The 22,267-nt window shown below is 70.2% G+C and carries 21 protein-coding genes; 11 read left to right on the top strand and 10 right to left on the bottom strand.

Annotated elements, in window-relative coordinates; genetic code table 11:
• Positions 1–43: 43 nt before the first annotated feature.
• The 5 genes from OB08_RS03945 to OB08_RS03925 all read left to right on the top strand — a co-directional run bounded on the left by OB08_RS03945 (position 44) and on the right by OB08_RS03925 (position 4,185).
• Positions 44–640 carry a hypothetical protein gene (locus tag OB08_RS03945; protein ID WP_461472332.1) on the top strand — a complete coding sequence of 199 codons (597 nt, stop codon included), beginning with the start codon at positions 44–46 and terminating at the stop codon, positions 638–640.
• Between the two features lie 11 nt (positions 641–651).
• A complete protein-coding gene (locus OB08_RS03940; protein WP_461472330.1) occupies positions 652–1,491 on the top strand; it encodes an LLM class F420-dependent oxidoreductase in 840 nt (279 codons plus the stop codon).
• An 89-nt stretch (positions 1,492–1,580) separates the two neighbouring features.
• Positions 1,581–1,793: a hypothetical protein gene (locus OB08_RS03935; RefSeq protein WP_461472328.1), complete on the top strand. Its 213-nt coding sequence runs from the start codon at positions 1,581–1,583 to the stop codon at positions 1,791–1,793.
• Between the two features lie 9 nt (positions 1,794–1,802).
• Positions 1,803–3,281, top strand: coding sequence for a cardiolipin synthase (gene cls, locus OB08_RS03930; RefSeq protein ID WP_461472326.1), 1,479 nt, complete (start codon positions 1,803–1,805; stop codon positions 3,279–3,281).
• Positions 3,282–3,285: 4 nt separating this feature from the next.
• Positions 3,286–4,185, top strand: a complete 900-nt coding sequence (locus tag OB08_RS03925) for a formylglycine-generating enzyme family protein (protein WP_461472324.1) — start codon at positions 3,286–3,288, stop codon at positions 4,183–4,185.
• 4 nt (positions 4,186–4,189) lie between these two features.
• On the opposite strand, the gene OB08_RS03920 is transcribed toward OB08_RS03925, so the two are convergent.
• Both OB08_RS03920 and OB08_RS03915 read right to left on the bottom strand, forming a co-directional pair.
• Positions 4,190–5,320, bottom strand: a complete 1,131-nt coding sequence (locus OB08_RS03920; protein WP_461472322.1) for an AI-2E family transporter — start codon at positions 5,318–5,320, stop codon at positions 4,190–4,192.
• 35 nt (positions 5,321–5,355) lie between these two features.
• Complete coding sequence (locus tag OB08_RS03915) at positions 5,356–7,941, bottom strand: LuxR C-terminal-related transcriptional regulator (RefSeq protein WP_461472320.1); 2,586 nt, start codon at positions 7,939–7,941, stop codon at positions 5,356–5,358.
• Positions 7,942–8,086: 145 nt separating this feature from the next.
• Between OB08_RS03915 and OB08_RS03910 the strand changes: the two genes are divergently transcribed.
• The 4 genes from OB08_RS03910 (at position 8,087) to OB08_RS03895 (ending at position 9,592) form a co-directional block, all read left to right on the top strand.
• Positions 8,087–8,308, top strand: a complete 222-nt coding sequence (locus tag OB08_RS03910; RefSeq protein WP_461472318.1) for a hypothetical protein — start codon at positions 8,087–8,089, stop codon at positions 8,306–8,308.
• Positions 8,309–8,405: 97 nt separating this feature from the next.
• Entirely contained in the window at positions 8,406–8,786 is a 381-nt protein-coding gene (locus tag OB08_RS03905) for an SHOCT domain-containing protein (protein ID WP_461472316.1), read from the top strand.
• A 24-nt stretch (positions 8,787–8,810) separates the two neighbouring features.
• Complete coding sequence (locus tag OB08_RS03900; protein WP_461472314.1) at positions 8,811–9,230, top strand: DUF6325 family protein; 420 nt, start codon at positions 8,811–8,813, stop codon at positions 9,228–9,230.
• A gap of 11 nt (positions 9,231–9,241) precedes the next feature.
• On the top strand, positions 9,242–9,592 hold the full coding sequence (locus OB08_RS03895; protein WP_461472312.1) for an SHOCT domain-containing protein: 351 nt from the start codon (positions 9,242–9,244) through the stop codon (positions 9,590–9,592).
• A gap of 75 nt (positions 9,593–9,667) precedes the next feature.
• Here the strand turns inward: OB08_RS03895 and OB08_RS03890 are convergent, their stop codons facing one another.
• The 3 genes from OB08_RS03890 to OB08_RS03880 are packed head-to-tail and all read right to left on the bottom strand — an operon-like array spanning position 9,668 to position 12,612.
• On the bottom strand, positions 9,668–10,387 hold the full coding sequence (locus OB08_RS03890; RefSeq protein ID WP_461472310.1) for a potassium channel family protein: 720 nt from the start codon (positions 10,385–10,387) through the stop codon (positions 9,668–9,670).
• A gap of 49 nt (positions 10,388–10,436) precedes the next feature.
• A complete protein-coding gene (locus OB08_RS03885; RefSeq protein WP_461472308.1) occupies positions 10,437–11,507 on the bottom strand; it encodes a DUF998 domain-containing protein in 1,071 nt (356 codons plus the stop codon).
• A 4-nt stretch (positions 11,508–11,511) separates the two neighbouring features.
• Positions 11,512–12,612 carry an AI-2E family transporter gene (locus tag OB08_RS03880; RefSeq protein WP_461472306.1) on the bottom strand — a complete coding sequence of 367 codons (1,101 nt, stop codon included), beginning with the start codon at positions 12,610–12,612 and terminating at the stop codon, positions 11,512–11,514.
• Between the two features lie 91 nt (positions 12,613–12,703).
• Between OB08_RS03880 and OB08_RS03875 the strand changes: the two genes are divergently transcribed.
• Positions 12,704–14,101: a DUF2252 domain-containing protein gene (locus OB08_RS03875; protein ID WP_461472304.1), complete on the top strand. Its 1,398-nt coding sequence runs from the start codon at positions 12,704–12,706 to the stop codon at positions 14,099–14,101.
• 53 nt (positions 14,102–14,154) lie between these two features.
• Here the strand turns inward: OB08_RS03875 and OB08_RS03870 are convergent, their stop codons facing one another.
• The 5 genes from OB08_RS03870 to OB08_RS03850 form a co-directional block, all read right to left on the bottom strand.
• Positions 14,155–14,640 carry a heat shock protein transcriptional repressor HspR gene (locus tag OB08_RS03870; RefSeq protein WP_461472302.1) on the bottom strand — a complete coding sequence of 162 codons (486 nt, stop codon included), beginning with the start codon at positions 14,638–14,640 and terminating at the stop codon, positions 14,155–14,157.
• A gap of 29 nt (positions 14,641–14,669) precedes the next feature.
• Positions 14,670–15,665, bottom strand: a complete 996-nt coding sequence (locus OB08_RS03865; protein ID WP_461472300.1) for a DnaJ C-terminal domain-containing protein — start codon at positions 15,663–15,665, stop codon at positions 14,670–14,672.
• 8 nt (positions 15,666–15,673) lie between these two features.
• Positions 15,674–16,270 (bottom strand): nucleotide exchange factor GrpE, encoded by a 597-nt coding sequence (locus tag OB08_RS03860; RefSeq protein WP_461472298.1) that lies wholly within the window; start codon positions 16,268–16,270, stop codon positions 15,674–15,676.
• 2 nt (positions 16,271–16,272) lie between these two features.
• The gene (gene dnaK, locus OB08_RS03855; protein ID WP_461472296.1) at positions 16,273–18,144 is read right to left on the bottom strand and encodes a molecular chaperone DnaK; all 1,872 of its coding nucleotides are present in this window, start codon (positions 18,142–18,144) and stop codon (positions 16,273–16,275) included.
• A 248-nt stretch (positions 18,145–18,392) separates the two neighbouring features.
• Positions 18,393–21,422: a M14 family metallopeptidase gene (locus tag OB08_RS03850; RefSeq protein WP_461472294.1), complete on the bottom strand. Its 3,030-nt coding sequence runs from the start codon at positions 21,420–21,422 to the stop codon at positions 18,393–18,395.
• A gap of 284 nt (positions 21,423–21,706) precedes the next feature.
• Between OB08_RS03850 and OB08_RS03845 the strand changes: the two genes are divergently transcribed.
• Positions 21,707–22,267: a GNAT family N-acetyltransferase gene (locus tag OB08_RS03845; protein WP_461472292.1), complete on the top strand. Its 561-nt coding sequence runs from the start codon at positions 21,707–21,709 to the stop codon at positions 22,265–22,267.

The following is a 22,267-nucleotide window of genomic DNA, read 5'->3' as shown; positions in this document are numbered from 1 at the left end:
CACTGTACCCGAGGGCCTTCCGAACGCCCCTTACGCTGGAACCATGCCCCGACTCCAGGCCGATGCCGATCCGAACCTCTGGGTGCCGGTGACCGAGTCCCTCGGCTTCAGAGGACGCCGCCACCGCAAGGCGGCGATCCGGATGCTGCTGTCGCAGGCGAACACCGCGATGGGCGCCGCCGAGCGCCCGGGCAGCGGCGTCGCGGCGTGGGCGATGAGCCAGGCCGCCCCCTTCCTCATGCGACGCGCGAACGGCCGCGTGCTCGTGTGGGTGTGGAAGGCCGACGCCGAACTCGTCGTGGTCATGGCCCAGGTGCAGGAGGCGACGGCGCAGCTGCGCACCGCGCGCGCCATGATGCCCATGGAGTACGACGACACCGAGTCGTTCCGCAGCGCCTACCTCGGCGTGGGCGAGAAGCTCGAGATGGCGCTCCCCTCCGATCCCCGCACTCCTCCGTTCGCGACCTACACGTGGGACACGGGCACACACTTCGTGACCGTCACGGCGGTGTGCTCCGACAAGGAGCGCTTCGGCACGGTGGTCGGATCGGTCGACGACCTCGCCCGCACCGTCCGCATCGTCGACGACCTCGCCGTGGGCGAGTCGCCCTCGGTACTGCGCATCGAGCCGAAGAGCTGAAGGAGCCGAGAGTGACCGAGACGAGGCATCCCGCCGCCCACCGCCCCGTACGGATCGGCGTGCAGCTCGCGCCGCAGCACGCGGGCTACGCCGCCTATCGCGACGCCGTGCTCCGCGCCGAGGACCTCGGTGTGGACGTCATCTTCAACTGGGACCACTTCTTCCCGCTGACCACGCCGTTCGAGGCCGAGCACTTCGAGGCGTGGACGGTGCTCGCCGCGATGGCCGAGCAGACCGAGCGCGTCGAGTTCGGTCCGCTCGTCAACTGCAGCTCCTACCGCAATCCCGACCTGCAGGCCGACATGGCCCGGACGGTCGACCACATCAGCGCCGGAGCCACCGGCACGGGGCGGCTCATCTTCGGCACCGGCTCGGGGTGGGCCGAGCCCGACTACGCCGAGTACGGGTACGAGTTCGGCACGGTCGGATCACGCCTCGACGACCTCGCCGCCGACCTCCCCCGCATCCGCTCGCGGTGGGACCGCCTGAACCCCGCGCCCACGCGCCGGATCCCGATCCTCATCGGCGGGCAGGGCGAGCGCAAGACGCTGCGGCTCGTCGCCCGGCACGCCGACATCTGGCACACGTTCACCCGGCTCGACGACATGCCCCGCAAGATCGGCGTGCTGCACGAGTGGTGCGCGGAAGAGGACCGCGACCCGTCAGAGATCGAGCTGTCGACGGGCTACACGATCCGCGGATTCGGGCCCCTGCTCGAGACCGACGCGCCGGCGCGCCTGTACGAGCTCGGGTTCCGTCTCATCATCCCCGCGATCGACGGACCCGACTACGACCTGTCTCCGCTGGTGCCGCTCCTCGAGTGGCGCGACCGGGTGAACGACCTCGGCTGAGCGAATCGTCCCCCGCGGGTGACGACGGCGGGCCGGGGCGTCCCCCACCCTGGCAGTGTCCGTTTCGCCATCGTGCCGGAAAGAGGGCCATGTCCGCTCACCTCGTCGAAGTCGTCATCACGGGGCACCTCGGCCCGACGCTGCTCGCGGCGCTCGATGGCTACGATGTGGCCGAGCGGGAGGACGGCACCTCGAGCGTCACCGGCACCGTCTGCGATCAGGCCGAGTTGCGCGCCCTGCTCTCCGTGTTCGACGACCTCAACATCGAGGTCGTGTCGATCAATCGCGTCACCCCCGCCTGAAGGAGACCCGTGGGCACCACGTTCCTCGACCAGACCGCCCTGTGGCCGATCGCCCTGGCGCTCGTGTTCGCGATCGACATCATCGCGCTCATCGTCATCCCGCGCGGTCGCAAGCCCACCGCGGCGATGGCCTGGCTGCTCCTCATCTTCCTGCTGCCGTTCATCGGCATGCTGCTGTTCCTGCTGATCGGCAGCTTCCGCCTGCCGAAGGCGCGGCGCGACGAGCAGGCGCGCATCGACGGCATGATCCGCGGCGCCGTCGACGAGAAGGGGCTCCGCACCGAGGAGCCCGACTGGCCACGCTGGTTCCAGCGCGTGGTGCAGCAGAACGAGCTGCTCACCGCCCTTCCCGCGACCGCGGGGAACGAGGCATCCCTCCTCCCCGACTATCAGGGCTCGATCGACGCGATGGCCGCCGAGATCGACACGGCCACGTCGTTCGTGCACGTGGAGTTCTTCATCGTGGCGTGGGACGACACGACCCGCGAGTTCTTCGCCGCGATGGAGCGCGCGGTCCAGCGGGGCGTCAGCGTGCGGCTCCTGGCCGACTACGTCGCCACGCGCCGGCTGGGCAACTGCAAGGCGACGCTCGCCGAGCTCGACCGCATCGGCGTGGAGTGGGCGTGGATGCTGCCGGTCATGCCCCTCAAGGGCAAGTATCAGCGTCCCGACCTGCGCAACCACCGCAAGATCGTCGTCGTCGACGGCCGGGTGGGGTTCATGGGCTCGCAGAACCTCATCGACCGCACGTACGACTCCCCCAAGAACATCAAGCGGGGCCTCAAGTGGCAGGAGCTCATGACCCGCCTGACCGGGCCCGTGGTCTCGGCGGTCAACGCGGTGTTCCTGTCGGACTGGCTGATCGAGACGGGCCAGGACCTCTCGGCGTCGGAGCACGTCGCGCCGATGGAGCTCGAGCGCTCGACCTCGCCCGACGCGCTGCTGTGCCAGGTGGTGCCGAGCGGCCCGGGCTACGACACCGAGAACAACCTGCGCCTGTTCCTGTCGCTGATCTACGGTGCGACCGAGAAGGTCATCCTGACGAGCCCGTACTTCGTGCCCGACGAGGCGATGGTCTACGCGATCACCACCGCGTGCCAGCGCGGCCTCGAGGTGCAGCTGTTCGTCTCGGAGATCGGCGACCAGGGTCTCGTCTACCACGCGCAGCGGTCGTACTACACGGCGCTGCTCGAGGCGGGCGTGAAGATCTATCTCTACCCCGCGCCGTACATCCTGCACTCCAAGCACTTCTCGATCGACGACGACATCGCGGTGATCGGCTCGAGCAACATGGACATCCGCTCGTTCAGCCTCAACATGGAGGTCTCGCTCATGGTGCGCGGGAAGTCCTTCGTCGACGGCATGCGCGAGGTCGAGCAGGCCTACCGCGACGCCGGGCGCGAGCTCACGCTGCAGGAGTGGCGCGATCAGCCGGGCAAGGCGACGTTCCTCGACGGCCTCGCGCGACTCACGTCCGCGCTGAACTGAGCGCATGGCCGACCTGGTCCTGATCGAGGGCGGCTCGTTCCGCATGGGCTCGGACGAGTTCTATCCGGACGAGACCCCGGTCCACGAGCGCGCGGTGGAGTCGTTCCTCATGGACAGCCACGCCGTCACGAACGAGGAGTTCGCGGCATTCGTCGACGACACCGGCTACGTGACGGTCGCGGAGCGCGAGCTCGACCCAGCCGACTTCCCCGGCGCCGACTCCGCCGACCTCGTTCCCGGTGCGATGGTGTTCACCCCGACGAACGGACCCGTCGACCTCGGCGACTGGCGGAACTGGTGGCGGTGGGAACCGGGCGCGCACTGGCGACGGCCGCTCGGGCCCGACTCGTCGATCGACGACCGGATGCGGCATCCGGTCGTGCATGTCGCCTTCGAGGACGCGTCGACGTACGCGGCGTGGGCGGGCAAGAGGCTGCCGACCGAGGCCGAGCACGAGTACGCCGCCCGCGGCGGGCTCGACGGCGCCCGGTTCGCGTGGGGCGACGATCCGCAGCCCGGCGGCGAGGTGATGGCGAACTCGTGGCTCGGCAGGTTCCCGTACCGGAACGAAGGGGTGGGGGATGCCGCGCCCGTCGGCTCCTATCCGGCGAACGGCTATGGCCTGTACGACATGACCGGCAACGTGTGGGAGTGGACGACGGACTACTGGACCCCACGGCACCTGCGGCTGTCCGACCGGCCCGTCGACCCCGGCCGCCGGCGGAACCTGCTCGCCACGGCGAGCGCGCAGGAGGGCTTCGCCACGCCGCGGCGCGTGCTGAAGGGCGGTTCGCATCTGTGCTCGCCCGACTACTGCCTGCGCTTCCGTCCCGCGGCGCGCTCTCCGCAGGCGGAGGACACCGGCATGTCGCACATCGGGTTCCGGTGCGCGCGCGACCTGTGACGCGTCAGAGCTTCAGGTCCTGCTTCGGCACGACCACCTCGCGGATGATGAGCAGGATCGACGCCATCACCGGCAGCGCCACGAGGACCCCGATCACGCCCATGAGCGCGCCGCCGACCATCGCGCCGATGAGCACGAGCGCCGCTGGTATCGAGATGGCGCGGTTCATGACGCGAGGGCTCACGACGTACGACTCGAGCTGGATGTAGACGAGGTACGCGACGGCGAAGATGACCGCCTGCGTCGGGCTCGTGAAGAGCGCCACGCCCGTGCCGATGACGAGGAAGATCACCGACCCGAACAGCGGGATGAGGGTGACGACGAACGCGATCACCGCCATGAGCGCCGGGAACGGCAGGCGGATGACGAGGTGGAGCACGAAGACGACGCCGGCGTTCATCGCCGCGAGGATGACCGAGCCGATGAGAGCGCTGCCCACCGAGTCGGTGATGCGCTCTGTGAGGTCGGCGAGCCGCACGCGGTTGCGCGCCGGCGCCAGCGCGTAGAACGCGCCCTTGATCGATGAGAGCGACGCGAGGAAGTAAAGGGTCAGCGCCACGACGATGAACGACGCCGAGATTCCGCCGATGAACGCCACGCCCACCGCGAGGACGCCGCCGCCGAGAGCCGCGATGGTCGCCGGGCTCGAGATCCAGTCGGCGAGCTGCCCCAGGCCGACGACGATGGCCGCCTGGGTGTCGGCGCCCAGCGTCGCGAACCACTCCGTCTGCGGGATGCCGGCGATCGTCTCGGGGATCGCGTCGACGAACTCGGCGATCTGCGCGATCACCGGCGGCAGCACCCACACGAGGAATGCCACGAAGAGGAGTGCGAAGCCGCCGAAGACGATCGCGATCGCGCCGCCGCGCTTGACCCGCCGGCGCTCGAGGCGCCGGACGATCGGATCGAGGGCGACCGCCAGGAACATCGAGAGCACGATGTAGACGAGGATCGTCGAGATCGAGCTGAGCGCGCTGCCGAGCAGCAACGCCCCCAGCACGCCCAGCGTGGTGATGAAGCCGAGGGCGAGCGGCCGGTCGAGGGCGGCCAGCACGCCGGTGAACCGGCGGGGCCGGTCGGGATGCACAAGGTCGTCCGCCGGAGGCGCGTCGTCCTGCGGGGCAGCATCGTCCATGCGGCCATGATGGCGGCGCGGGGACGACGTCTACGTCACCCCACGCGGGCGATCTCGTGGGGATCGAGCAGGCCGAGCTCGAGCGCGTGCTCGATCGCGGCATCCCGACCCGATACCCCCAGCTTGCGGTAGATGTGCCCGAGGTGCGTCTTGACCGTGTTCGTCGACACGAAGCACCGGGCGGCGATGTCGGCGATCGTCAGGCGGCTCGGCAGGAACGCGAGCAGCTCGAGCTCACGCGGCGTCAGCTCGTCGAGCAGCTTGCGGTCGCGCCGCACGCCCGCCGCACGGGCGCGCGCGAGGACGAATCGCGCGAACTCGGTGCGGCCGCCGGTGAGCTCCTCGATCAGGTCGATCACCACCGGGCCCGCACGCAGGAACGGATCGGCATTCCACTCCTGCGAGGCGAGGGCGAGCGCACCCTCGAGATGCTCGCGTGCCTGCTGACGGCGACCCTCCTGGGCGCACAGCCACCCGGTGAGCATCGTGAACTCGATCGTCGCGAGGGGGGCGAGCGGGTCGGGCTCGAACCGCAGCCGGCCGATGCGCGCATGGGCGGCCGACGTCTGCCCATCCGCGAGGAGGCCGGCGACCTCTTCGAACGCGACGGGCGACCAGCTCGACGCCGGGGCGGGCGGCGCCGTCACCACCCCGCGCAGCCGGGCGCGGCGCATCGCGATGTTGATGAGCCACTGGCGCACCATGGGCGGGGGCGGGCCCGGAGGCTCGGTGCCGACGGCCTGCTCACCGTCGGGGTCGATGAGCATCGAGATCGCGTGGCCGATCCACATCAGCTGCGTCCGCTGGTTGGACGACGCCCGCACGAGCCCCTCCTCCAGCGCGAGCGCCCCGACGTCGGGCTCACCCCGTTGGATCGCCAGGATCGCCCGGGCGAGATACGCGTCCGCCGGCGCCGGGTGGGCGAGCAGGCCTCCGCTGCGCGCGGTCTGCAGCGCCTCGTCGGCATGGTCGGCGGCGTCACCGAGCCGGCCGTCGATCGCCTCCACCAGCGCGAGGCTGCCGAGCAGATGGATACGGTACGGGGTGTAGGCGAACCCCGGCATCTCCCACGCGGCGGACAGGTGCTCGCGCGCCTCGACGAGCTCGCCGAGGAACAGATGCGCCCGCCCGAGCGATCCCCGCGAGATGAACTCGAGGAAAGGGCGGCTGGTGAGACCGAGCAGGTCCGGCAGCTCAGCATCGGGGTGGTCGTGCAAGAGCGTGAGCGCTTCGACCGCCGCCCGCTGGAAGGGCTCGGGGTGAGGGTGGAACTGCACGCAGGCGGCGAGGTACGCGAGCGCGATCTGGCGCTGGCCGATCGAGATGTCGCGGCTCGCGAGCAGGGAGTGGATGGCGTCGACGGCGATGAGACCGCGTCCGCTCATGCCCTCGGCGATCGCCAGCAGGAGCTGGGCGTCGACGTTGGACGCCCGCACCTCAGGAGGTACGCGGCCGATCCAGCGGGCGACCGTGGCGGCCCGGCCCTGCTCGAACACCTCCCGGCCGCTCATGAGCACGCGCTCGAGCACCCGGTCCCAGCGCCGCGCGCGCAGGAGGTACTCGAGGGCTGTCTCCAGGTCGTGCTCCTCGAGATGCCAGTCCGCCGCGAGCTCGAGCAGGTGCGCCTCGGCGCGGGGATCCGCCGCGCGCAGGCGATACAGAAGCAGGTCGCGGAAGAGCCGGTGGAACCTGTACCAGCCGGCCCTCTCGGGCACGGCGACGATGAACATCGAGTCGCGCTCGAGCTCGGCCAGGAACGTGGCGCCGTCGACGTCGGCGACGGCCTCGACCAGTCCGGCGCAGGCCTCGTCGAGCACGGCCAGGTGCATGAGGGCCGTCCGGCGGGCCGGGTCGAGGGCGTCGAAGACCTCCTCGCTGAGGTAGTCGACCACGAGGCGGTCCGTGCCCGTCAGCTCGTCGACGACGCGCTCCGGGTCGTCGGCGAAGCGGAGGCTGAGGGCCGTGAGCTGCACGCCGACCGCCCACCCCTCCGTGCGGGCGGTCACGGCCGCGACCGCGTGCTCGGTGACCGGCTTGCCGGCGATGCGCTCGATCACGCGGGCGGTCGTCGAGTCGTCGAAGGCGAGCTCGCGCTGGCGGATCTCGACCAGGCCGTGCTCGAGCCGGTGCCGGCTCCAGCCGAGCTGGAGGTCGACGCGCGACGAGAAGACCGCGTGGGCGTTGCCGGGCAGGAGGTCGACGAGGCGCCACAGGTCGGTCAGGATCGAGCTGCCCGAGATGCGGTCGAGATCGTCGAAGACCATCACGACCGTCCCGGCGTCGGCGAGGCTGGCGGCGAGGTCCTCGAGGAACGCTTCGCCGAGGCGGCCCTCCGACGCTTCGAGCGGTGCGCTCGACGGCTGCAGTCCGGGCACCGCGGCGGTGAGGCCGGCGACCAGGCGCGCGGCGAAGGCGGCGGGCGCATCGTCGGCCGACGTGATGTCGAACCAGGCGACCGCGATGTCGTCGCGCGACTGCGCCCACTGCGACAGCAGCACCGTCTTGCCTGCGCCCGCGGGCGCGACGACGAGCGACAGCGGCGATGAGACGCCGGCGTCGAGCTGCCGTCGCAGCGATGGTCGATCTACTGCATGCGACGGAATACGACGTGAATCAGACAAGACCCCGAGCCTCCCTGGCGAGTGGGTGTGAGCTCGGGGGAATCATCCCACAGGGGTGACGTCGATGCGAGTATGCGACCGTCACAATGTCTTGCAACGTTCACCGGGAGGCCACCCGTGCACGCCGCCCTCGCCGGGAGGACCCATGAAGGACGCCCAGGTCGTGCGCATCCTCGTTCGAGGGCGCCTCGGTCCTGCGCTGGTCGCCGCTCTCGACGGCTTCGCGCTGCGCGAGACGGACGACGGGTGCACGAGCGTCGAGGGCCCGATCCCCGACCAGGCTCGTCTGCTCGGGCTGCTCGACCTGTTCGAGGAGCTCGGCATCGACGTCGTGTCGGTCAACCCCGTCCCCCAGGGAGGCCGCTGATATTCACCCTCACGGGGTGACGTCGCTCCCCCTCCCGCCCTCGTAGTTTTCGAGTGTGGCGGGCGTTCGGTCCGCCCGCGACGATTGGCTGGAAACAATGGATCTCTGGAGTTTGGTCGCCTGGTTCTTCTGGGTCTTCGTGTTCGTGGCGTACCTCATGGTCCTGTTCTCGATCATCGGCGACATCTTCCGCGACCACACGCTCAACGGCTGGGGCAAGGCTCTGTGGATCATCTTCCTGATCTTCGTGCCGTTCCTCACGGCGCTGATCTACCTGATCGCGCGCGGGCCGGGCATGCAGAAGCGCGCCATCGAGCAGGCTCAGGAGCTGCGGACGCAGCAGGACGCCTACATCCGGGCGACGGCCGGCACCGGCAGCGCCACCGACGACATCGCTAAGGCGAAGTCGCTCCTCGACTCGGGCGCGATCTCGCAGGCCGAGTTCGACTCCCTCAAGGCGAAGGCACTCGCGGGCTGACGCCCCGCAGAGGAGGATGACCTCATGACGACATTCGACTACGGCCCGATCGAGTTCTACGCGATCGGCTTCGACGGTGACAAGCCGGGTCCGGGCGTGCTGCAGGCGATCGACGACCTCGTCGCCGCCGGCACCGTGAACGTCCTCGACCTCGTGTACGCGACCCGCTCGCCCGAGGGCGAGCTCACGGTCGTCGAGCTCTCCGACACCACCGACGACGGCGGGGTGCCGGCGCTCGACCTTGCGGGGCTGGCAGGTCTCGAAGACATCGAGGCACTCGCGGAGCAGGTTCCCCCGGGGGCCTCCGCCGCGATCCTCGTCGTCGAGCTGCTGTGGGCCAAGGCGTTCGCCTCGGCCCTGTACGACGCCGGCGGCGCCGTCATCGCGCGCGAGGGCATCCCCGCGCCGATCGTCAACGCGTTCCTGTCCGAGAACGCCGGCTGAAGGAGACCGACATGATGCGCAGAGTGGGCCGTCCCGGCCTCATCGGAATGGCGGCACGCACAGCCGTCGTCGCGGGCACCGCGACGGCAGTCTCGGGGGGCGTCGCCCGACACCAGCAGAACAAGGCCAACCAGCAGTACGAGGCACAGGCGTACGAGGCCCAGCAGCAGCAGGCGGCCATGGACGCCGCCGCCGCCCAGGCCGTCGCCAACGCCCAGGCAGCGGCCCCGGCCGCGGCCCCCGCACCCGCGGGCGGTGGCTCCGACATGATGGCGCAGCTCACCCAGCTGTCGAACCTGCACGCGCAGGGCATCCTGTCGGACGAGGAGTTCGCGGCCGCGAAGGCCAAGCTCCTGTCCTGATCGCCGACGCACGAAGGCCGCATCCGCGAGGGTGCGGCCTTCGTCGTCGCGGACGCCCTCCGACCCCGACGGCCGTCAGCTTCCGGTCTGATCGCCTTCGCCGCTGCGAGGGCCGAGGGCGTCCATCTTCTCGAGGAGCTGGCGCATCTGACCACGCGTCGCAGGCTCGGCGTCGTCGTGGTTGCGGGTCGCCCGTTCGAGGATCCACGAGGCGAGGGTGGCCGTGATGATGCCCGCGAGCGCCACCCCGCTGAACATCACGCCGATGCCGACGAGGCGCCCGGGTATCGTCACCGGGAAGTAGTCCCCATACCCCGTCGTCGTGATCGTCACGCACGACCACCACACGGCCTCGCCGAAGGTGGTGATGTTCGCCTCCGTCGACAGGCGCTCCGCCTCGAGCACGGCGAGCGAGGCGATGTAGATGAGCAGGACCCCGGCACCGGCGCCGTAGACCATGATCTGGGTGCGCAGCCGCATGCCCGCGGACGGGCGCATCCCCGGCACACGGGTGAGGGCCTGCAGCAGGAGCACGAGGCGGAACACGGGGATGAGCGCGATCGCGAGCGTGCCGAGGTGCGTGCGGAACCACCGCGCCCGGTTCTTCGCGAGGAAGAGCCGCACGAGGTAGTCGATGATGAACAGCGCCCACGTGCCGAGGATGATCATCGTCATGACGACGTGGGCCGCGCCCTCGAGGCCGCCGATCACGCGCCACGAGTACGCCACCAGGTAGGCGAGGGACGCCAGCATGAGCGGCACCTGCGTCCGGCGATGCCACGTCTTCTCGTCCACAGCCGAATCATCCCGCACGTCGGCGGCGAGTCCGGCGAGGGCACGCGGATCAGGCGGCGCGGGAGTCCTGCTCTAGGGCTGCGGCGTTGCGGATGAACAGCACGATCCACGTGAAGACGAGGATGCCCGCGACGAGCTCCACCGCCGTCAGGGTGTAGTAGCCGATCGCGAAGAACACGGCGAGCACGAGCGTCACGGCGAGGAACAGCCATCCGAGGAGGACGAAGGGACGCGGCATCCCGGTGATCCATCTCGGCAGGCCGATGACGAGCACGCCGTACGCGACGACCATGCCCGAGGCGACGCCGGTGTGGATGCCGAAGAAGAGGTTGACGGGGAACAGGCCCACGAGCGCCAGGAAGACGCCGACGACGATGAGGCACACCCGCACGCGCCCGACGCCGACGGGGTTGTCGGTCGGGATCCCCCGGGTGGCGTAGCGGGCGAGCGTGGTCACCAGGAACCCGGCCACGATCAGCGTGAGGTTGAAGGCGAGGGCGGACACGTTCGTCGTCATGCCGAGGGCGCTCAGGTTGTCCTTCCACCACGTCGGGTCGCTCGCGGTGAGCATGCTCGCCAGCACGCCGAGCACGAGGAAGACCGCGAGCACCGAGGCGAGCAGCTGCAGATCCATGTGCGTGGCCGAGAAGAAGGCGAGGTACGCGCTCATCGCCGCCGTGGCGCCGGCGAGGATGAGCACCGGCAGCGCGAACACCTCTGCGCCGATGAACGCCTGCTCGAGGATCACCGCGAGAAGGGTCCAGCCGAGGAGCGCGATCACGGCGTGCGCGATCGCGAGCGCGATGATGTCGAAGTAGTCGAGCGCGCCGAGGCGCCCGTGCGGCCCCCTCTCGTGCAGCAGCCAGCGCCCCGCGAGCACGGCGAGGAAAGCAGCGACCGCCGACGCGATCGCGGCGAACTGGCCGACCGAGTCCGGTCCGGCGATCGGCGCGGCCTCGAGACGGAAGGCGAACGCCGCGACGACCGCGGCGACGACGAACGCGATGGCGCCGATGCCGAGCGCGAGCGACTCGAGCGACCGTTCGCTCGAGGTGTCGACGAGACGGGATGCCGCGCGGCCGCGGCGGGTCTCGGGTTCGGCGAGGGGGGTCTGGGCCATGGCGCTACCTCCGTGTGTGGTTCGGCGAGGGATCGGGGTCGCGTGGCGGGACGGCGGTGCGGTCGCCGGACAGCCAGCGCAGCCAGTGCCCGCCGGGATCGCCCTCGAGCACCAGCGTCCGCACGAACAGCGTCAGCGGAATCGACAGGATCGCCCCGAGCGGACCGATGATGAACGTCCAGAAGATGACCGAGAAGAAGCTCAGCGTGAGGCTCAAGTCGACGGCGTCGCTGACGAACTTCGGCTGCACGAGCACCTGCAGCACGACGTTGACGACGCAGTAGATCGCGATGACCGCGAGCAGGAGCGGCCAGCCGCCCACCACGAAGGCCAGCACAGCCGGGGGCACCAGTCCGAGCACGAAGCCGATGTTGGGGATGAAGTTCGTGACGAAGGCGAGGATCGCCCACACCAGCGGAGCGGGAACACCGAGCCACAGCAGCGCGAAACCGTCGATGATCGCGACGATCGCACCGAAGCTCGCGTTGACGACGTAGTAGCGCCGCACCCCCGAGTTGAGGTGGCGGATGCGCGCGAGCACGGGCGCCTTCGCAGCCCCGAAGACGCGGCGGGCGTCGCGGTAGCGCGCCGCGTCGGCGGCCATGAAGATGATGTACGCGAAGACGAAGAAGAGGGCCGTCGCGATGCCCAGGACGGTGCCGCCGAGGCTCGAGGCGAGCCCCACGAGCGTCTCGGGATCGAGGACGGAGGCCGCAGCATCCGCCGCCTGGTCGTCGAGGCCCGCGGACTGGAGCCACGAGAGCACGCTCTGCACGCTCGCCTGCAGCTGGTCGGCGAACTCGCCCACCAGCGCCGCGAACTGCCTCCCGGCGAGCCATAGCAGCGCCCCCATGACGACCAGCACGAGGTAGGCGACGACGATGACCGCCGTCGTCCCCGTCCAGCGCGGCCAGCCGCGCCGCTCGAGCGGCCGCCGGACCGGCTCGCAGATCACCACGAGCACGATCGCCAGGGCGAGCGGGCCGACGATCTCGCGCGCGAAGTAGACCCCGGCGAGGACCACCGCGGCGGCGGCCAGGCCGATCAGCGTGCGGAGGCTCGGCGACAGCGCCGGGGGCGGGGGCGGGGCTGCGGCGCGGGTCACGCGGCCAGGGTATCCAGCGGGCGGTCGGCCGCGCCGGATTTCATCCTCGAACTCACCCCCGCGCGCCGCCGCGCGATGCCACACTGTCCACATGTCAGCGACAGATGCGCGACCGCTGGCGGAGACCTGGTCGGCTCCGCCCACCCTTCAGGACCACCTCGCGGAGGGCCGCGCAGCGCGCGAGTCGGCTCCGCGCGAGTCCCTCGCCGTCCTCCCCGACGGTGAGCGCGACCCGATGGGCATCCTCGACCGGCAGGATTCGACGCGCGTGCCCGAGCTCGTGCCGATCCGCACGCAGCGGATGGCCGAGAGCGCGTTCGCGTTCTACCGGGGCACGGCCGCGCTCATGGCCGCCGACCTCGCGCGCTCGCCGAGCAGCGGCCTGACGGTCGGGTCGTGCGGCGACGCGCACGTGTCGAACTTCGGCCTGTTCGCCTCACCGCAGCGCACGCTCGTGTTCGACCTCAACGACTTCGACGAGTCGGCGTGGGCGCCGTGGGAGTGGGACGTCAAACGTCTCGTGACCAGCATCGTCATCGCCGGTCAGTCGACCTCGCGCGACGAGGGGGTGGTGAGGGATGCCGCGCTCGGCGCGGTCCGCACGTACGCGCGGGCCCTGGGCAGCGGCGCCAAGCGCAGTCCTCTCAAGCGCTACTACGACCACTTCGACGCCGACGCCGGCTCGGACTCCGTCGACCCCGAGTCGCAGGAGGCGCTGCGCAAGGCCGTGAAGGACGCCGAGAAGCGCACCGCTGTGCGGGCTGTGCGCAAGCTGACGCACGTCGACGAGAACGGTCGCCTCGTGTTCATCGAGCAGCCGCCCACGATGACGCACGTCGACCCGCGCATCGAGCTGCGCATCAACGAGTTCGTGGGCGAGTACCAGCAGTCGGCCAACATCGACATCCGCGTCCTGCTGCAGAAGTACCACGTGACCGACATCGCACGGCGCGTCGTGGGCGTCGGCAGCGTCGGCACCCGCTGCTACCTCGTGTCGATGGCCGACGGCGACGGGAACGCGCTGATCCTGCAGGCCAAGGAGGCCGCCCAGAGCGTGCTGATCGAGTACGGTCAGGTCCAACAGCCCGAGGCGGTGGGCCGGTTCATCGAGCGCAGCGGTGAGGGCGGCCGCGTCGTCGCGATGCAGCGCATCCTGCAGGCCGTGTCCGATCCGTTCCTCGGGCACCTCACGGGTCCGTCCGTCGACGGCCCGGTGCGTTCGTTCTACGTGCGGCAGTTCCACGACAAGAAGGGCGGGTTCGACGTCGACACGCTCGAGGACTCCGCCTTCGGCTGGTACGCGGATGCCTGTGCCACGACCCTCGCACGCGCCCACGGGCAGTCGCCGAACGCCTCGGTGGTCGCCGGCTACGTCGGCGGCGGGCGGGTCGCCGGCGAGGCGATCCTGGAGTGGTCGTACGCCTATGCCGACCTCTCCCGCGCGGACTGGGAGCTGTTCCGCACGCATCGCGGGGTCGACGCGTCCTGACCTGGGGACCGCGCGCGCCCGGGCTGTGAGTCCGGGGAGTGGGATGCCGCGGCTCAGCCGTTGCCGGGACGGCTGGGCGGGGCATCCGGCCCCTCGTCGCCGCGCTCGAGCTGATGACGCGGACGCCACACCACGAGCTCGGTCGCCCGGCGCACCCGCGTGCCCGAGCGGAGGGTCACGACGGAGCCCGTCGCGCCGGCGGCGAAGACGCGGGCGCCCGGCCGGCGCTCCAGCTCGGTGCGCACGCGCTCCTCGAGGTCGCGCACCCGGCCGTGCAGCTCGCGCACGCGGTCTTCGAGCTCGAGGATGCGCGCGATCGCGGGGAGGCCGATGCCGTCGGACGACATGCGCGCCACCTCGCGGAGCTGGGCGACGTGGCGCAGCGAGTAGCGGCGGGAGCCGCCCGGGGTGCGGGCGGGCACGACCAGACCGAGCCGGTCGTACTGACGGAGGGTCTGGGGATGCATGCCCGACAGCTCGGCGGCCACGGCGATCGCGAAGATCGGCGCGTCGTCGTCGATGTCGTGCTGCTCGCCCATCCGGATCACCCTCCTCGCGCCCTATCCTCTCAGCCGCGCGCCTTCGCCATGAGGTCGGAGCGCGGGTTCTCCTTCGGCTCGAGCTCGTGATAGCGCTCGAGGGCCTCGCGCGCCGCGTCGTCGAGGTGCGACGGCACGGCGACCTGCACCTCGGCGAGGAGGTCGCCGACGCCCTTCGCGGTCTCCACCCCCCGGCCCTTGACCCGCAGCACGCGGCCGGACGGTGTGCCGGGGGCGACGCGGAGCTTGACCGGGTCGCCGCCGAGCGTCGGCACCTCGATGGTCGCTCCCAGCGCCGCCTCGGTGAACGTCACCGGGATCGTCACCCGCAGGTTCAGGCCGTCGCGCGTGAAGACCGGGTGGGGACGCACCGCGACCTGCACGACGATGTCGCCGGCCTCGCCGCCGTCGGGCGACGGACGGCCGCGGCCGCGCAGCCGGATCTTCTGCCCGTCGGAGACGCCCGCGGGGATCTTCACCTTGAACGGCTTCCCGTCCTCGCCCTGGAGCGTGATGGTCTCGCCCTTGGTCGCAGTGAGGAAGTCGATGGTCGTCCGCGCGGTGACATCGGCACCCCGCGTCGGACCGCCGTAGCCGCGGTAGCCGCCGGTCGACTGGCCGAACCGGCCGGTGCCGAAGCCGCCGCCCTGCTGTTGGTTGAACATCGAGAAGATGTCGTCGAAGTCCTCAGCCTGGTAGCGGCTGCCGCCGCGACTCTGGTTGAACATGCTGAAGACGTCTTCGAACCCGCCGTTGCCGCCCTGACCGCCCGCCGTGAAGCGGGCGCCGGAGCCCATCGCCCGGATCTGGTCGTACTCCTTGCGCTGCTCGGCGTCGGAGAGCACCGAATACGCCTCGCTGACCTCTTTGAACTTCGCCTCGGCCTTCGCGTCGCCCTGATTGGAATCGGGGTGGTACTTGCGGGCGAGCTTGCGATACGTCTTCTTGAGATCGGCGTCGCTGACGTCCTTCGACACGCCGAGGGTCGCGTAGAAGTCCTTGTCGAACCAGTCCTGACTGGCCATGGATTCCCCTACTCGGCCGGCACCGCGACGACGACCTTCGCCGGGCGGAGCTCGACGGAGCCGAGGCGGTAGCCCACCTCGACGACCTCGAGGATCGTCGGCGCCTCGACGCCCGCGGTCGGAGCCTGGAAGATCGCCTCGTGGTGCTGGGGGTCGAACAGCTCGCCCGCAGCGCCGTAGGTCGTGAGGCCGATGCGCTCGGCGACGCCGCGCAGCTTGTCGGCGATCGCGGCGAACGGCGTGCCCTCTTCGAGATCGCCGTGCTTGTCGGCGCGGTCGAGGTCGTCGAGTACGGGCAGGAGGCCCTTGGCGACCGCGCCCTGAGCGCGCTCGACCTCGATCTCGCGCTGCTCCTCGGTGCGGCGGCGGTAGTTCGCGTACTCGGCCTGCAGACGCTTCAGGTCGTTGAGCAGCTGCGACTCGAGGTCGGCGATCACCGCGTCCTCGGCCGCGGCATCCGCGTTCTGCTTCGCACCGAGGATGTCGTCGATGGTCAGCTCGTCGTCCTGGCCCTCCTGCGGGTCGGACCCGGAAGCCTGCGCTTCCGGGTCCTCGCCGCCGGGGACCTCGGCGCCCTGGGGCTCTTCGAAGTCCTTGTCGGTCATGGTTACTTCTTCTCGTCCTCGTCGTCGATGACCTCGGCGTCGACGACGTCCTCGTCGGCGCCGGCCTGGCCGGCGTCGCCCTCGGCGGGCTGCTCGCCCGACGCGTCGGGAGCCGACTGCGCCGACTGGTTCGAGGCGTAGATGGCCTCGCCGAGCTTGCCCTGGCTCTGGTTGAGCTTGTCGAAAGCCGTCTTCACCGCGTCGTCGTCGTCGCCGGCGAGCGCCGTCTTGAGAGCGTCGACATCGGCCTGGACCTCGGTCTTGACGTCTTCGGGCAGCTTGTCGTCATTCTCCTTGATGAGCTTCTCGATCGAGTAGGAGAGCGTCTCGGCCTGGTTGCGGACCTCGGCCGACTCGCGGCGCTTCTTGTCGTCGGCGGCGTGCTCCTCGGCCTCGCGCACCATGCGCTCGATGTCCTCCTTCGGCAGCGACGAGCCGCCGGTGATGGTCATCGACTGCTCCTTGCCGGTGCCCTTGTCCTTCGCGGACACGTGCACGATGCCGTTGGCGTCGAGATCGAAGGTGACCTCGATCTGCGGGATGCCGCGCGGAGCGGGCGCGATGCCGGTGAGCTCGAAGGTGCCGAGCGGCTTGTTGTCGCGCGTGAACTCGCGCTCACCCTGGAACACCTGGATCGCGACGGACGGCTGGTTGTCGTCGGCGGTCGTGAAGGTCTCCGAGCGCTTGGTCGGGATGGCCGTGTTGCGCTCGATGAGCTTCGTCATGATCCCGCCCTTGGTCTCGATGCCGAGGCTCAGGGGGGTCACGTCGATGAGCAGGACGTCCTTGCGCTCGCCCTTGAGGACACCGGCCTGCAGGGCGGCGCCGACGGCGACGACCTCGTCCGGGTTCACGCCCTTGTTGGGCTCCTTGCCGGCCTCGCGCTGCACGAGCTCGCTCACGGCGGGCATGCGGGTCGACCCGCCGACGAGCACGACGTGGTCGATGTCGGCCACCTTGATGCCCGCCTCGCGGATGACGTCCTCGAAGGGCTTCTTCGTGCGGTCGAGGAGGTCCTTGGTGAGGTCCTCGAACTTGGCACGCGTGATGGTCTCGGACAGCGACACGGGGCCGGAGTCGGTCAGCGAGAGGTAGGGAAGATTGACGCTCGTGCTCGTGGAGGACGAGAGCTCCTTCTTGGCCTGCTCAGCGGCCTCCTTGAGGCGCTGCAGGGCGATCTTGTCGCCCGAGACCTCGACGCCGGTGGTGTCCTTGAACTGCTTGATGAAGTAGTCGACGAGACGCTGGTCCCAGTCGTCGCCGCCGAGGCGGTTGTCGCCCGCAGTGGCGCGAACCTGGATGGTCGAGAAGTCGTCGTCCTTGCCCACCTCGAGCAGCGACACGTCGAACGTTCCGCCACCGAGGTCGAAGACGAGGATGAGCTCGTCCTCCTTGCCCTTGTCGAGGCCGTAGGCGAGCGCCGCCGCGGTGGGCTCGTTGATGATGCGCAGGACGTTGAGGCCGGCGATCTCGCCCGCCTCCTTCGTGGCCTGGCGCTCGGCGTCGTTGAAGTACGCGGGAACCGTGATGACGGCATCCGTCACCGTGTCGCCGAGATACTGCTCGGCGTCGCGCTTGAGCTTCTGGAGGATGCGCGCGGAGATCTCCTGCGGCGTCCACTTCTTGCCGTCGACGTCGAAGCTCCAGTCGGTGCCCATGTGGCGCTTGACCGACGAGACGGTGCGGTCGACGTTGGTGACGGCCTGGCGCTTGGCGGTCTCGCCGACGAGCACCTCGCCGTCCTTCGTGAAGGCCACGACCGAGGGGGTCGTGCGGAAGCCCTCGGCGTTGGCGATGACCTTCGGCTCGCCGCCTTCGAGGACGCTGACGACCGAGTTGGTCGTACCGAGGTCGATTCCGACAGCACGTGCCATGTGTATCTCTCCTTCTCGCGGGCGGGGCGGATGCCTCGACCCTGGGGGGTGATGGGAAGTCTGGAGGCGACTCGACGACGAGGTTGAGTCGCGATGACTCAAGGCTACCCGGGGTGTGCGAGCGTGTCAAATGAAGTTGAGTCGACCCGTGTCAACTTCTTTCGCGGCCCCGAATCGGGCGCGACGTCGGGGCGCGACGTCGGGGCGGCGATCCCGATCGATCGCCGCCCCTGCGTCGCATGCCCGCGTCAGCCCTCGAAGTGGTCGAGCAGGCGCGCGACCACCGCGGCGCGCTCGGCGTCGGTGGAGAGCTGCTCGAGACCGAAGCCGAACAGCACGCTGTCGGGCGTCGCCGTCGCGCCGTAGTAGGGCCCGCCGACAGAGACGCGCTCCCAGTCGCCGCCGTTGCCGGGGCTCGACTCCGGCGCGCCGAGCACCGTCCAGTCGCCGAATCCGGACTCGAAGCCCTCCGCCTCGACCTCGGAGCCGGAGACCGTGAAGCGGGTGTCGTCGACGATGGCTCCCGTGTCGCCCGTGAACGGATCGGTGACGTAGCTCAGCACGAGCTCGATCTCCTCGCCCTCGTAGGCGCTGAGGTCGAACGAGACCGGGATCCACCCGCCGGAGAATCCGGTGAAGGAGTTCCACTCGCCGATGGTGCCGGTCGAGAGGCACGGATCGCCGACCGTCAGATAGTGCTCCAGCTGCGGGTGCATGTCGACGTAGTAGCCCGCCTCGCACTCCGCCGACGGGGCGGAGCTCGTCGCGTCGCCCAGGTCGGGCAGCGTCGTCCACTCGTCCGTGCCGACCGGCCGGACCTCGAGGATCACATGGTCGTAGCCGCCCTCCGTCGCGTAGGACAGCTGCGCGTCGAAGGTGACGGACTCGCCGTCGGCGACGTCGGGGACGTCGAACGTGCGACCCAGCCGCAGGTAGCCCTCGTCGACGTGACCGGCGAACGCGGCCCACTCCCCCTCCACCGGGACGAACGGACCGGACGGGTCCGTGTACTCCGCTGCGGGCCAGCTCTCGAACTGCGGGAACTCGTCGACGGGGAGCACGTCGCTCGTCGCGGTGAACGCCCCCGCCTCGTCGAGCGGGTTGTCCTCGACCGCCGGACCGCCGAACAGGGCCTCCAGGCCGGTGAGCGGCTCATCCACGCCGACGACGCCGCTGCCGCTGATGATCGAGCGGTCGTAGGCACCCAGCCAGTACTGCGTGAAGTCGTCCGCCAGGATGAGGCAGTCCGAGAAGATGTCCGACGAGACGACGCACTGCTCGTCGGGTGCCCCGTCCAGCCCGTAGTAGATCCCGCCGAGAGTGCTCGCCAGAGCGCCGTAGTACGCCGTCGTCTCCCCGGCGAGCGCGAGCTTGCCGCCGTCGTTGAGGTAGTCGCGCACGGCGATCGTCAGGTACTGCTGCCGCTCGGCGACCGACAGGTCGGTGAACGGACCCGCGTAGGTCTCGGTGAGAAGGTCTTCCTGATCCTGTGTGAGCCGGTTGTCGCCGAGGTACCAGACGACGCCGTCGTAGTGGCTCAGGATGCCGAGGTCGTGCGGCACGCCCTGCGCGTCGACGTCCCAGACGTCCGGCGTGACGCCGTTCGCCTCGAGCGCCGCGATGTGCTCGTCCAGGTACTTCGGTCCCGAGGCCAGCGGAGGCTCGCCGCCGTTGCGGGCGCCGGTGTAGTCCTCGTTGGCGATGATGAGGACCGAGTTGCCGGTGTCCTGCGCGACCTCGTAGGTGAAGTGCTCGCTCTCGACCTTGCCGGCCTTCTCACCCTTCGGCAGGTCGCGGCTGCGGGTCTTGGCGTCGAACCAGACCTCGACCGAGTCACCGGGCTCGGCGCCTTCGACGACGCCTCGGTACTCGGCGTAGTAGTCGGTGTTCTCGAACCCGTACCGCTCACCGCCCTCCCACTCGTCGGGGCTGGTCTTCTCGGTGCGGCCGCCGTTGATCGAGTAGTACATCGTCATGGCGCGCAGGCTGCGCTTGGCCCACACTGCCACCGTCTGCGGGTCGCCGTACGAGACGCTGAACGAGTCGACGCGGAAGTCCTCGGCATCCCGTCCCACGACCGAGACCGGGTCGTCGGGATCGAGAGCCGACTCGGCGACGGCGAGCGCGAACGGGATGTTCTTCTCGAACTCCGTCTGGATCAGCGACTCGTCGTCGGGGAAGTCGAAGCCGAGCGCGACGCAGTCGTCGGCGGCCACCCACTCGTCGTCGGGGACCGAGTCGGCGGCCGCTTCGCAGGTCGACATCTCGGGCGTGAAGCCGAGGGTCTTGTACTCCTCCTGCATGTGCGTGTCGAGGTCGCCGTTGGTCGTGTACAGCTCCGCCGAGATGTCGGGGTCGTAACCCGGCACCGCCGGAGTGGCGTCGTCTCCGGCCATCGCCTCGTAGATGACGTCATCGGGCGACGGCGTCGCCACCTGCCAGCCCAGGCCGTACAGCAGCAGCTCGGCCGCCGAGTGATAGTTGATCAGGAACTCGGGCGTGATCTTCTTGAACAGGTTGTCGAGCGCCTGCGTCTCGGGCTCCGAGCCGGGGCTCGGCCCGCGGTAGGTGTCGCTGACGGGGTTGGGCGAGGAGCCCTCGTTGTCGTACCCCCAGCGCGTCGCCGAGTTGCGGTTGAGGTCGACGCCGTCGGCGTCGGTGATCGCGCCGTCGCCGTCGTTGTCGCGCAGGTTCTTGCGCCACAGGCGGTTGCCCTCCACGAACGTGTGGTCGTAGCCGTCGGGGTTCGCGACGGGGACGAACCAGACCTCGGTCTGATCGACGATGTCGGTGATCCGTTCGTCGCTGCCGTAGGAGGTGAGGTAGAGATCGAGCAGGCGTCGCACCATCTCGGGCGTGATCCACTCGCGGGCATGCTGCGCGGCGACGTAGACCGTCGTGGGGCGCTTGCCCTCCTTCTTCTGCTTGGCGATGTCGCCGGTCACGCGGACCGCGCCGATCCCCTGCCCCTGCCAGGTCGTGCCGATGACCCGGTACTGCGCGATCTCGGGGTGAGCGGCGGCCTGCGCCTTGAGCTCTTCGAGGATGCCGCCCTCGCCGCCGTAGGTGCGGTAGACGCCCTCGGCCGCCAGCAGCGTCCGGCGCTGCGCCGACGGCGGCGCCTGCTCGAGCGCCGTTCCCTGCTTCTCGAGCTCAGCGGCCTGGGCCGCGTTCAGGATGACCTTCACCTCCAGCTCGCCTTCGGTCGCCGGCTCCACGACGAGCTCGTGCCGGTCGACCCCGAGCTCGACGATCGACTGCAGACCCGCTGGCGTCACGGTCCCCGAGTAGACGGAGGGGCCCGCGGAGGGGGTCTCCGGAGGTGGACTTGCGGCTGCCGGACTCGCGACGAGTCCGGCCAGGGCGAGGGCGGAGACTGCGACAACGACGAAGCGACGGTACATGGAAGCCCCTTTGATTCCGCCGACCGGAGCACCCCTGCTCCGGCGTACCCGCACATCCTCGTCCCGGCAGCGTGCCGGGTCAAGAGGGAGCGTGCCGGGTCAAGAGGGAGCGTGAGCGCGTGGCTTGCGTTCCCGGGCGGGGTCGGCAGGATGGACGGGTGCCACTTCCCTGGGAGTTCCGCCCCCTGCGCGGCGAGCGCATCACCCTGGATCCGCTGCGCGACCCCGACGACCTCGACGCTCTGGCGGCTCTGCAGGGCGACCCCGGGGTCTGCCGCTACCTGCTGCACGAGGCGAGGCCGCGCGACGAGGTGGCGAAGATCCTGACGCGGGATGCCGCAGCCACGCGCCTCGACGAGAAGGACAGCTACCTCCAGCCTGCGATCCGCGACGAGGACGGCGCGTTCATCGGCACCATGTACCTCAACCTCGCGAGCCTCGACGACCGCACGGCGGAGATCGGCTGGATCATCGCGCCCCACGCGCAGGGGCGCGGGTACGCGACCGAGGCCGCGCGCGTGCTGCTCGACCTGGCGTTCGGCGAGCTCGGCCTGCACCGCGTGTACGCCGAGCTCGACCCGCGCAACACCGCCTCGGTGCGCATCTGCGAGCGGCTCGGCATGCGCCACGAGGCGCACCACCTCGAGCACATGTGGCTGAAGGGCGAGTGGACCGACACCGGTCACTACGCGATCCTCGAGCGGGAGTGGCGCGGCTGA

It is taken from the genome of Microbacterium sp. HJ5 (assembly GCF_054824025.1).
The sequence above is the reverse complement of the archived record's forward strand: the minus strand, read 5'-3'. Positions and strand labels throughout refer to the sequence as shown.

Coding starts and splice junctions, on each gene's coding strand:
- OB08_RS03945 (WP_461472332.1), top strand. CDS start 44: ATGCCCCGACTCCAGGCCGATGCCGATCCGAACCTCTGGGTGCCGGTG.
- OB08_RS03935 (WP_461472328.1), top strand. CDS start 1,581: ATGTCCGCTCACCTCGTCGAAGTCGTCATCACGGGGCACCTCGGCCCG.
- OB08_RS03925 (WP_461472324.1), top strand. CDS start 3,286: ATGGCCGACCTGGTCCTGATCGAGGGCGGCTCGTTCCGCATGGGCTCG.
- OB08_RS03920 (WP_461472322.1), bottom strand. CDS start 5,320: ATGGACGATGCTGCCCCGCAGGACGACGCGCCTCCGGCGGACGACCTT.
- OB08_RS03910 (WP_461472318.1), top strand. CDS start 8,087: ATGAAGGACGCCCAGGTCGTGCGCATCCTCGTTCGAGGGCGCCTCGGT.
- OB08_RS03905 (WP_461472316.1), top strand. CDS start 8,406: ATGGATCTCTGGAGTTTGGTCGCCTGGTTCTTCTGGGTCTTCGTGTTC.
- OB08_RS03900 (WP_461472314.1), top strand. CDS start 8,811: ATGACGACATTCGACTACGGCCCGATCGAGTTCTACGCGATCGGCTTC.
- OB08_RS03895 (WP_461472312.1), top strand. CDS start 9,242: ATGATGCGCAGAGTGGGCCGTCCCGGCCTCATCGGAATGGCGGCACGC.
- OB08_RS03885 (WP_461472308.1), bottom strand. CDS start 11,507: ATGGCCCAGACCCCCCTCGCCGAACCCGAGACCCGCCGCGGCCGCGCG.
- OB08_RS03875 (WP_461472304.1), top strand. CDS start 12,704: ATGTCAGCGACAGATGCGCGACCGCTGGCGGAGACCTGGTCGGCTCCG.
- OB08_RS03870 (WP_461472302.1), bottom strand. CDS start 14,640: ATGGGCGAGCAGCACGACATCGACGACGACGCGCCGATCTTCGCGATC.
- OB08_RS03865 (WP_461472300.1), bottom strand. CDS start 15,665: ATGGCCAGTCAGGACTGGTTCGACAAGGACTTCTACGCGACCCTCGGC.
- OB08_RS03860 (WP_461472298.1), bottom strand. CDS start 16,270: ATGACCGACAAGGACTTCGAAGAGCCCCAGGGCGCCGAGGTCCCCGGC.
- dnaK (WP_461472296.1), bottom strand. CDS start 18,144: ATGGCACGTGCTGTCGGAATCGACCTCGGTACGACCAACTCGGTCGTC.